Source organism: Parvibaculum sp. (assembly GCF_049671045.1).
In the GTDB taxonomy this organism is placed as follows: Bacteria; Pseudomonadota; Alphaproteobacteria; order Parvibaculales; family Parvibaculaceae; genus Parvibaculum.
This window is the reverse complement of record NZ_JBATUH010000139.1, coordinates 1-9727: the sequence shown is the minus strand read 5'-3', so window position 1 is coordinate 9727 and position 9727 is coordinate 1. Positions and strand designations below refer to the sequence as shown.

At 63.7% G+C, this 9727-nt stretch carries 9 protein-coding genes; 4 read left to right on the top strand and 5 right to left on the bottom strand.

Going from position 1 to position 9727, the window contains the following annotated elements; all coding sequences use genetic code 11:
• The coding region (locus WBG82_RS15960; protein ID WP_424425923.1) for a saccharopine dehydrogenase C-terminal domain-containing protein at positions 1–1110 on the top strand (1110 nt) is incomplete at its 5' end.
• Positions 1111–1116: 6 nt separating this feature from the next.
• On the opposite strand, the gene WBG82_RS15955 is transcribed toward WBG82_RS15960, so the two are convergent.
• Positions 1117–2310, bottom strand: coding sequence for an NnrS family protein (locus WBG82_RS15955; protein WP_424425922.1), 1194 nt, complete (start codon positions 2308–2310; stop codon positions 1117–1119).
• Between the two features lie 235 nt (positions 2311–2545).
• On the opposite strand from WBG82_RS15955, the gene nirK reads away from it, so the two are divergent.
• A complete protein-coding gene (gene nirK / locus WBG82_RS15950; RefSeq protein ID WP_424425920.1) occupies positions 2546–3640 on the top strand; it encodes a copper-containing nitrite reductase in 1095 nt (364 codons plus the stop codon).
• A 122-nt stretch (positions 3641–3762) separates the two neighbouring features.
• Complete coding sequence (locus WBG82_RS15945) at positions 3763–4467, top strand: Crp/Fnr family transcriptional regulator (RefSeq protein WP_424425918.1); 705 nt, start codon at positions 3763–3765, stop codon at positions 4465–4467.
• Here WBG82_RS15945 and WBG82_RS15940 read toward each other — a convergent pair.
• Complete coding sequence (locus WBG82_RS15940; protein ID WP_424425917.1) at positions 4464–4667, bottom strand: DUF1858 domain-containing protein; 204 nt, start codon at positions 4665–4667, stop codon at positions 4464–4466. The two genes, WBG82_RS15945 and WBG82_RS15940, sit on opposite strands and share 4 nt — an antisense overlap.
• A gap of 109 nt (positions 4668–4776) precedes the next feature.
• Positions 4777–5724 carry a hypothetical protein gene (locus tag WBG82_RS15935; protein WP_424425916.1) on the bottom strand — a complete coding sequence of 316 codons (948 nt, stop codon included), beginning with the start codon at positions 5722–5724 and terminating at the stop codon, positions 4777–4779.
• A 294-nt stretch (positions 5725–6018) separates the two neighbouring features.
• On the opposite strand from WBG82_RS15935, the gene WBG82_RS15930 reads away from it, so the two are divergent.
• On the top strand, positions 6019–7398 hold the full coding sequence (locus WBG82_RS15930; protein ID WP_424425914.1) for a DUF1329 domain-containing protein: 1380 nt from the start codon (positions 6019–6021) through the stop codon (positions 7396–7398).
• 60 nt (positions 7399–7458) lie between these two features.
• On the opposite strand, the gene WBG82_RS15925 is transcribed toward WBG82_RS15930, so the two are convergent.
• Positions 7459–8502 carry an AraC family transcriptional regulator ligand-binding domain-containing protein gene (locus WBG82_RS15925; RefSeq protein ID WP_424425912.1) on the bottom strand — a complete coding sequence of 348 codons (1044 nt, stop codon included), beginning with the start codon at positions 8500–8502 and terminating at the stop codon, positions 7459–7461.
• A gap of 152 nt (positions 8503–8654) precedes the next feature.
• On the bottom strand, positions 8655–9584 hold the full coding sequence (locus WBG82_RS15920; protein ID WP_424425910.1) for an AraC family transcriptional regulator: 930 nt from the start codon (positions 9582–9584) through the stop codon (positions 8655–8657).
• Positions 9585–9727 lie beyond the last annotated feature (143 nt).

The window sequence follows — 9727 nt, the reverse complement described above, 5'->3', positions numbered from 1 at the left end:
CGCGGCGCGCTCTATCTCGATACCTGCATCGAGCCATGGCCGGGCCGTTACACGGACACTTCGATTGCGCCGTCGCTGCGCTCGAACTATGCGTTGCGCGAGGAGGCGCTGGCGCTCCGTGCCAAATGCCAGAGCGGGCCGACCGCGATCATCACGCATGGCGCCAATCCCGGCCTCGTCTCGCACCTCGTCAAGCGGGCTCTGCTCAATGTTGCCGCCGATCTGAAGCCCGGTATCCCGAAGCCCCGGTCGCGGGAGGAATGGGCCGAGCTGGCGCGGAGGCTCGGCATTCGTGTCATCCACATCGCGGAACGCGACACGCAGGTGCCCTCGGTGCCGAAGCGCGTCGGCGAGTTCGTCAACACATGGTCGGTCGAAGGCTTTGTTGGCGAAGGATGCCAGCCCGCCGAACTCGGCTGGGGCAGCCATGAACGGCATTTTCCCGAAGACGGGTTCCGTCACGAATTCGGCGGTGGCGCGGCGATCTATCTCGGCCGCCCCGGCGCATCGACCCGCGTGCGAAGCTGGACGCCGCTGGAGGGGCCCTATCACGGCTTTCTCATCACGCATGGCGAGTCGATTTCGATCGCCTCATATCTGACGGTGCGCGAGGGCGAGGACGTCGCCTATCGCCCCACGGTGCATTACGCCTATCACCCTTGCGATGCGGCGGTGCTCTCCGTGCACGAGCTTGCAGGCAAGAACTGGCATCTTCAAAAGCACACGCGCATCGCCGTCGACGATATCGTCAGCGGGAGGGACGAGCTTGGCGTGCTGCTCATGGGACATGCGCGCAAATCATACTGGTATGGCTCGCACCTCTCGATCGAGGAGGCGCGGCGCCTTGCGCCGAACAACAACGCCACCGGCCTTCAGGTCACATCGGCCGTGCTCGCCGGTGTCATATGGGCCATGGAGAACCCGCATTGCGGGATTCTCGAACCCGACGAACTCGATTTCGAGCGGGTGATCGAGATTTGCGCGCCATATCTCGGCGAGCTTGTCGGCGCCTATAGCGACTGGACGCCGCTTGCCGATCGCGGCGTTCTCTTCCCGGAGGATCTCGACAGGGACGATCCCTGGCAGTTCAAGAATTTCCGTGTCGCCTGATGCCGCTCAACGGCGCGGCGTCAGAAGATACTGCCCGTATTTGAGCGCGAAGACGAGGAAGGCCGCGCTCCACAGCGTGCCGGCGATGGTCGTGGCCTGCACATAGCTCATCGGAAGCAGGTGCACCGCGACGCGCAGAAGGGCACCGAGATTGACGAGCACATAGATCGCGACCGTGCCGCCATCGGCCGTCAGCGCGCGTCCGGTATGGCCGAGCGTCGAGCGCGTCATGACGGCAAGCGTCATCGTGCCTATGGCGCCGGCCGTCAGCGCATGTAGCGCGGTGCTGCCGTTCACCGCGAATGGGGCGAGCGCCGCGGCACTCATGGCAAGAAGCGATGCGACGAGCCAGCCATAGCCGACATGCAGGATGAGGACGAGCGGCTCGCTCGTGGTGCGCAAGCCCTGCCAGCGCAGCAGCCTGACAAGCTGCACGCCCCCGGCGGCGAGCAGGAGCGCGCCCACCGCGGGCCCGTCCACGAAGATCGCCCAGGAGAGCATGGCGAGCCCGGTGAGGAGGAGTGCCGCGCGATCGACCATGCCGAACGGGGCGGGGAAGGGTTCGCCATGGCCCTTGGCGAGCCAGTTCCGCGTGAAGCTCGGCGTGATCCGTCCACCGATCAGTGTGATGAGAACGGCCGCGCCGCCAAGCGCTAGGCGGATGGCGAGCATGGGGTCGAGGGCGGTCCAGAAGCTGACATAGAAGAGAAGATTGGCGAGCCCGAAGACGGCAATGATGCCGACGACCGGCAGATTGCGCCAGTTCTTGCCGGCGACGATTTCCCGCAAGGTGGTGGCGACGAGCGCCGCCGGATAGGCGAGGTCGAGAAGGAGCGCCGCCGCCGGCGTGATCGTTCCGGCGCCGAGCAGCGCGACGCCTACACGCCCGGCGAGCCAGAGGGCGAGGAGCGCGCCGAGGGGATTTCCCATGACGGGCAGGCGGCCCGTCCAGTTCGGAATGGCGGTGAGGATGAACCCGCCAACGATCGCGCCCAGGAAGCCGAAGATCATCTCATGGGCGTGCCAGTAGAGCGGCTCGAGGGGTGCGCCGCCGGGCGCGACGATCCCGTGGAGAAAGAGAACCCAGAGCGGCACGGCAAGCGCGGCGTAGAGCGCGCCGCAGAGATAGAACGGACGAAAGCCCCCGCTCAGAAATGCCGATCCCACATAGGCGCGCCTCTGACTGCTCGTTCCCTCCATGGCGGGTCCCTCTCCCTGTTTGCCTGCTCGACAAGGCTAATCCTAGCGCGGGAGCAGGACGTTGCGATTTAGCAAATCAATATTGCGACGCATTTACAGGCGGCGTGTCGTCGCAGGTGCGAGACGAGGGGCATTTGTTTGCGTTGCAGCAAAGTGCGCGCTCCCCGCGACGCCGAGACTTGTGGCGTCGAGCGGCAGGGAGGAGCCGGTTCGGACGCAGCCAAAGGAGTTGACGATGAAGAACGAAATTCTGACCGATCGCAGGCAGCTTCTCGGGTCCGCGGCGTTTCTGGGTATCGGCCTTGGCAGTCTCATCGGCGGAACGGGCGTCGCATCCGCCGCGATGCGGATGGACCATGAGCCTCCGGCCAAACCCGCCTCCGCCAGCGGCGCGAAGGCGGCGAGCATCGTGCGGCTTCCGACCGATCTGCCGCAGCCCGTCGGCGCGCGTGGCCCGATGCATGTGACGGTCGATCTCGAAACCTCCGAGGTGACGGGGCAGCTCGCCGATGGCGCGACCTTCCAGTACTGGACCTTCAACGGCAAGGTGCCGGGGCCGTTCCTTCGCGTCCGGGTCGACGACACGGTCGAGGTGCGGCTCAGCAATCCCGCCGACAGTTCCATGATGCACAGCGTCGATCTTCATGCGGTGACGGGACCGGGCGGCGGCATGCATGAAACGGAGGCGGCGCCGGGCGAGACCAAGAGCTTCACCTTCAAGGCGCTGAAGCCCGGCCTCTACGTCTATCACTGCGCGACGCGGCCGGCCGCGCAACACATCGCAGCCGGCATGTATGGGCTCATTCTTGTCGAGCCCGCAGGCGGCCTCGAGAAGGTGGATCACGAATTCTATGTGATGCAGGGCGAGATCTACACGGAGGAGCCTTTCGGCACGCAGGGCGAGCTTACGGAAAGCTATGAAAACCTGATGAACGAGCGCCCTCAATTCTTCGTCTTCAACGGCGCGGTGGGTGCGCTCAGCGAACAGCATCCGATGAAGGTGAAGCGCGGCGAGACGGCGCGCATCTTCTTCGGCGTGGGCGGCCCCAACTGCACATCGTCCTTTCATGTGATCGGCGAGATCATGGACAGGGTCTATGACTTCGGCACGGTGACGACGAGGCCGATGGCGGATGTGCAGACTGTCTCCGTTCCGCCAGGCGGCGCCATGATCGCGGAAGTGACGTTCGACGTGCCCGGCAAATACCTCATCGTCGATCATGCGCTCTCCCGGGTCGACAAGGGGCTCGTGGCAGTGATCGAAGTCGAGGGCGCGCCCAATTCGGCAGTGTTCCAGGGCGGAGCGCCGGTCAAGGTCGCGAGCCTCTGACCCGCACGGCGCGAAGGGCAAGGCTGGCCGCTTTCCGACTGGGGAGCGGCCATCCTCTTTGCGGGGAGGTGCGATGGTCTATAGTAGCCCTTGTTCCTTCCGCACATTCGAGAAGCGCCCCCATGTCCCGTCCCGATGCCTCGCTCGTCCGCAGCTTCGACATGTTTGCGAAGATGGACGATGGCGATATCGAGGCGGTGCTGGCCCTGTCGCATACGCGGCGGATCGCCGAGGGCGAGGCCGTCTTTCAGCAGGGCGACGCGGCAGGCGAATTCTTCCTTCTCCTCGAAGGCCGACTCAAGGTTTCGCAGGTGACGCCGGACGGGCGGCAGGTGGTCGTCCGCCATGTCAATCCGGGTGACCTCTACGGCATCGCCAGGGCGCTGCGGCGCGACGACTATCCGGGAACGGCGATTGCGGTGACGGAAAGCAGGACGCTCGCCTGGGATTCGCGGCACTGGGACGATTTCGTCGCCCGCATTCCCTCGCTCGCCGTCAGCGCGTTGCAGACGGTCGGCCAGCGTCTTCAGGAGGCGCATACGCGCATCCGCGAACTTTCGACCGAGGAGGTTCAGCGGCGCGTCGCCCATGCGCTGCTCAGGCTCGTCAATCAGGCCGGGAAAAAGACGGAGGAGGGCATCCTCATCGACTTTCCGATCACCCGGCAGGACATCGCCGAGATGACCGGCACGACGCTTCATACGGTCAGCCGCATTCTGAGCGCCTGGGAAGAGCAGGGGCTGATCGCGAGCGGCCGCAAGCGCATCGTGCTCAAGGAACCGCACAAGCTCATGATCTTTGCCGAGCGCGGCCGGGACGAGAGCTAGCCTTCATCGCCGATCGCTTCCGCAAGCGCCGCGAGAAATGGCGCGAGCGGAACGCCATGCTCCGCGCATGCGACCCTGATCGAATGAAAGGGCGAGACGGGGCAGCCCACGCAGCTCATGCGGTGGCGAATAAAGACGCCTATCGTCCCGGGCCACCGATCCATGAGGTCGGCGACCGTCATTTCCTCGTCGATGGTCAAATTGGCACCTCGGCGGAGCATCCCGGGCGCGATGATGGATCGGTGGGGCGGGGGCCGTCTTTGCGCCAGCGCAAGCGGCCGGCCGATTGCCGGGGCCCGTGGGAGGCGCTTACGCCTTTCCGGCAGCCCGGTCGGCGAGGATCGTCCGGAAGCGTCCTTCGTCGAAGGTGCCCTCGACGCCGACGGTGAGCCAGTCGCTCATGGGCGTGTTCCAGAACGGCTCGTAGAGTTTGACCGCGTCCGAAAGCAGAGCCGCGACATAGCTGAACGCGCTCTTGGCCATGACGAGGACGTCGCTTTCGACGAGATTGTGGAAGGTGGTGAAGACATCGTCGCCGATATGGAGCTCGCAGCCGAGATCGGTGTAGCGGGCGAAGTCGCGCGCGTCTCCTTCCGAATAGATATTGATCCGTACCGGGACGCCAAGCTCCTGCGACAGCGCCTTGATGCGCGCAGCGAGGTGGAGCAGGCGCTCGTCATCGGTGAAGCGGCTTGCGGTTACCGGATCGCTCGATGAGACGTCGCCGCGCCTTATGTGAAAGGCGACGGTGATCCCCTGTTCGATCCGGTTGAGCGCGATGGCGCCCTTGTCGGATGCGAAATACTTCGCCCGGAACTTCGGAATGACCGCGCGATAGGCGTCGGGATATTCGGCGCAATAGCCATGAAAATGCAGCGCGGAGACGAGGAGGCCCGGCTGCCGGGAAAGGCGCGGATGATCGAGCAGCATCTTGATGTCGGTCGCCGCTTCGTCTCCGGCCGGCGTTTCGCCGAGGCCGAGATTGAAGAACTCTTCCCAGCGCCTCGTCCACTCGGCGGGCTCGCCCTCCGCATGGGTCACGACGGAAAACGGCGTGTGCAGATATTCGACGCCGACGGCATGCGCGAAGCACATGGCCGACAGGCGCGAATGCACGAGCGCGCCACCGCCATCGGGCCGCGGGCGGCAGGTGATGCGAATGGAGCGGTCGATCTTCCCCGACCTCAGCGCCTGATAAAGCTGAAGATCGTTCGGCACCCTCAGGGCTTTTTTCAGGAGACGCGAAAGACTGGGCATGAGGTGTTCGGGCACCGGCGGATGAAATGGGGCCGCATCATAACGCGGGATGCGGCCGTGGCTACAATTTGTGAGCCGCGGATGCGGGCCGACGTTCGCACTCGCCTGACCGTATTCAACCTGCAGTTTGGCCGAATTCACCCTTATATGCCCGTCGCCACTCCTTGAATGATAGCGCCACGCAGCGAGGTGACGGTCGATACAGCCGTACTCCGCCATGAGGTCGCGTCACATGCTGCAGTGATGGATACCGGAGCGAGCCGGTGTCCGCATTCAGTGAGAAGGGGGGAGCAAATGAGTTTGCGGAAGAAGGTACCATCGCGCATCTCGGCGCCGGTTCTGTTCGCATGTGCCGTCGCGCTGTCATCGGGCGGGGTATGGGCGAAAGTGCCAGACGCGCAAGTGAACCGCCTTGGCGCCGATCTGACGCCGGTTGGCGCGGAGAGGGCGGGCGAGGGCGACATACCGGAATGGACGGGCGGTCTGTCCAGCATTCCGTCGAATGTGGACTACAAGCCCGGCATGCGCCTCGTCGATCCGTTCCCGTCGGACCCGGTCCGGTACACGGTGACGCAAGCCAATGCGGCGCAGTATGAAAATATTCTGACGACCGGGCAGAAGGCGATGCTCCATCGCTATGCCGACTACAAGCTGAACGTCTATCAGACGCGCCGGACCTGCGCCTATCCCGAGCGCGTCTATCACGCGACGAAGAACAATGCCCGCGTCGGCGAGCTGATCGGCGGCGGCAACGGTGTCGGCGAAGCGATCATGGGTTTCCCGTTCCCGATCGCCAACAACGCCTATGAAGTCATCTGGAACCATACGCTGCGCTATCGCTCCTTCAAGATCACGCGCCAGTTCGCCGCCGCGCCAATGACACCCAGCGGCAAATACACGATGCTGAAGGTGCAGGACGAGGCGATCCTGTGGTGGTCAGATCCATCGCGGCAGCGCGCCGAGGACCTCAACAACAATTCGATCTTCTACATTTCAAACACGATTGCCCCGGCCCGCGCCGCGGGCAACGTGATCCTCGTGCATGAGGCCATGAATGCGGCCGTACGTCCGCGTCAGGCGTGGCAGTACAGCCCCGGCACGCGCCGCGTGCGCAGGGCGCCCAATATCGCCTTCGACAATCCGGGCGTGAACACCGACGGTCTTTCGACCGCCGATAGCTTCGATGGCTATAACGGATCGCTCGAGCGGTACGACTGGACGCTGAAGGGCAAGTCGCCGCGCCTCATCGTCGCCAATGCCTACCAGGCGCTGAACACGAGCTACAAGGATTTCCTGCAAGCCGGCCACATCAATCAGGACGTCGTCCGCTATGAGCTGCGGCGCGTCTGGGAGATCGAGGCGAATCTTCGTCCGGCAACGCGGCATGTCTATGCGCGCCGCCTGATGTATCTCGACGAGGATAGCTGGCAGCTCACCGGATCGGCTCTCTATGACGGACGCGGCGAGATCTGGCGCGTGCAGGAAATTCATCAGGTGCAGGCCTATCAGGTGCCACTCTGCGGATATAACGCGCAGCTTGACTATGACGTCATCGCCGGGCGCTACCTTGCCTCCGGCATGCAGAACGAGGAACCGCAGATCAACTTCTTCGCCGACGAATTGAACGGCGATCGCTACACCCCTTCGGCCATCCGCCAATTGGGCGCTCGCTGATCGGGAGGAACGGTTGTTGCGTTTGCGGGCCCGCCACAGATGCGGGCCCGTTTTCCTTGCTCACGATCTTCGCCGCGACGTTGCCTGCCGTCGCTCGGCTGTTGCGCTCGCCTCGCGGATGCGTCCGGTTCGCCGGGCGAGGTGCAGCACGCGGAATTGGGCCGGAGACATGTCGTTCCAGCGCCGGAACGCCTGGCGGAAATTGGCGAGGTCGTCGAAGCCGACGAGAGAGCCGATCTCCGCCACGCTGAGATCTGTATCCATGAGATATTGCTGCGCCAGATGGTTGCGTACGCTGTCCACGATGGCTTGATAGGAGGTTCCTTCAGCCTCGAGCCGCCGCCTGAGCGTGCGCTCGCTCATGTTGAGCGTCCTGGCGATCTCCGGCGCGCTGGGATAGCGGCCTCTCGAACTCAGAAGAATGCGCCGAACACTCGATTCATGGCCGCTCGCGGTCTGCATCTTGCGCAGCAATAGTTCGCATTGCCGCAGATAGGCGTCCGCCGTCGCCACGCCCGCGGACTGGAGCGGCAGATCCAGAAGAGGCGCCGGCCCCTTGAGCTGGTTCGCCCCGCACTCGAAGCGGACAGGCATGTGCAGCACGGCTTCATACTCGGCCGGATCGGCATTGGGCTTGTAGGAAAGCTCCAGATGGACATCGACGGTATCGCGGCCGATCAGCTCCCTGATCGCCGTCACCGCCGCCGCGAAGAAGACATCGGTGAGAAAATCCGGCATGCCGGGCACTTCGAAAGGGGGCTCGAAGCCGAGTATGGCCATGCCCTTGTCGAAGGTGAGTTCGGATTGGGCCCGCTCGTTCATCAAAGGATTGTGACGCATCAGAATCCCGGCCGCCTGCTTCAGCGTACGGCAGCTCATCAGCGCGTGGCCGAAAAGTCCGTGTACGCCTATATGCATTGCCGCGCCGACATGAAGCGCCAGCGCCGGATCGCTCTTCGTCGCGGCGACGATACGGGTGCAGAGATCGAGAAGCTGACCTTCGTTGAGCGACGTCACATAGCGCGCGCCGATAAGCGCGGGATCGTGCCCGCGCTCCTTCATGACGGTGGCCAGAATGCCGATATATCCGGGTTCGATATTCATCTGTGGCCGAATCTTACCCCAATCCTGGCCGAATGCGACCCCCCGATATGGCGCGCGGTATCCGAATGCTGCGCGAGCGGCGCACTTAAGTTCGACGCTTCGATTGTTAACCATGAGGTCCGAGAGCGGATTTCGGCGCGAAGCATTTGTCCTTAGTCTTTGGCGTTCAGTGCGCGGAAATGGCTGGGGGTGACGCCGTTCCATCTCCGAAAGGCGTGACGGAAATTCGAGAGATCCTCGAAGCCGATCAGTGTGCCGATATCCGCGACACTGAGCTTGGTGTCGATCAGATATTGTTTGGCGAGATGGTTGCGTACGTCGTTGATGATCTTCTGATAGGAGGTGCCCTCGGCGCCGAGCCTGCGCCGCAATGTGCGCTCGCTGAGATTGAGCGCATGGGCGATCTCGGGAGCGGCAGGAAAGCGCCCGCGCGAACTGAGCAGTAGGCGGCGCACTCCCGATTCAAATCCGCTCGCCGCTTCCATCTGCCGGAGCAGAAGTTCGCATTGGCGAAGATAGGCGGGCGCCGTGGCGACGCCTGCCGCCTGCAGGGGCATATCCATAATGTTCTTCGGGCCGATCAGGCGGTTTGTCGGCCTGCCGAAAGAAACCGGGACGCGAAGATATTTGTCATAGGTTTCGTTCGGCACATCCGGCGAATAGGCAAGCTCGATCTCGGCACGCGCCAGCTCGCGGCCGAGAAGCTGCCTGATGCCATTCGTGGCCGCGGCAAAAAACATGTCGCAGAGAAATTGCGGCGCGCCGGGAACCTCGAAGGCAGGCGCAAAGCCGAGAATGGTGCTCTCACCCTCATAGGCGAGCCGGACGCGTCCCTCCGGGCTTCTGAGCGGATTGTGCCGGACGAGAAGCTCAGCCGCCTGCCGCAACGTACGGCAGCTCATCAATGCATGGCCGAGCACGCCATGCCCGCCAAGTTGAAGCGCGGCACCGAAGCGCAGGCCGAGCGCCGCGTCTCGCGATTCCGCGACGGCGCGGGTGCAGAGCTGAAGGAATTCGCCTTCGCCGATCGGCTTTGCCGGAATTCGTCCGATAACGGAATAATTATAACCATACGCGCGCATCACATTTGCGAGCGTTGAAACATAGCCCGGTTCTATTTGCATTGTGTGACCGAATTTCACCCTCAGTTTGGCCAGAAGCCACCTTCATCCGCGATGCGCTTTTCACGCAGGATGAACCCGCTTCCAGGAGGGGGCGTCGGTCG